The sequence below is a fragment of the Bradyrhizobium sp. TM233 genome (genome assembly GCF_036247965.1).
Classification (GTDB): Bacteria; Pseudomonadota; Alphaproteobacteria; order Rhizobiales; family Xanthobacteraceae; genus Bradyrhizobium; species Bradyrhizobium ottawaense.
The window spans coordinates 1-360 of record NZ_BTIG01000085.1 but is presented as its reverse complement, the minus strand read 5'-3'; the positions used below and the strand labels follow the sequence as shown (position 1 = coordinate 360).

Annotated in this window: 1 protein-coding gene; it reads right to left on the bottom strand. The window is 66.9% G+C overall.

The annotated features are described in order from the left end of the window. Positions 1–24: 24 nt before the first annotated feature. Positions 25–360 (bottom strand): sensor histidine kinase (locus AABA86_RS33650; protein ID WP_338309798.1); only part of this gene is annotated, 336 nt, incomplete at its 5' end.

Sequence of the window (360 nt, the reverse complement as noted above, 5' to 3'; positions counted from 1 at the left end):
GCTCCATCCGGGCTACGGCATCGGCTACACCGGTATCCGCACACTCGCCCTCAATCCCCCCATCGGGCTGTCGCCGAGGGTGATGTCGCCGCCATGCGAGCGGGCGATATCGCGGGCGATGGCGAGGCCGAGGCCCGTGCCGCCCTCATCCTGGTTGCGGGCGTTGTCGAGCCGCAGGAACGGCTTGAACACTTCTTCGCGCAAATGCGCGGGAATGCCGGGGCCGTCGTCGTCGATGGTCACGGTCAAATAACGGTGATCACGCTGGCCGGTGATGGCGATGGCCTTGCCGTAGCGCGCCGCGTTGGTGACGAGGTTGGCGAGACAGCGCTTGAACGAGGCCGGCTTCACCGTCACCAC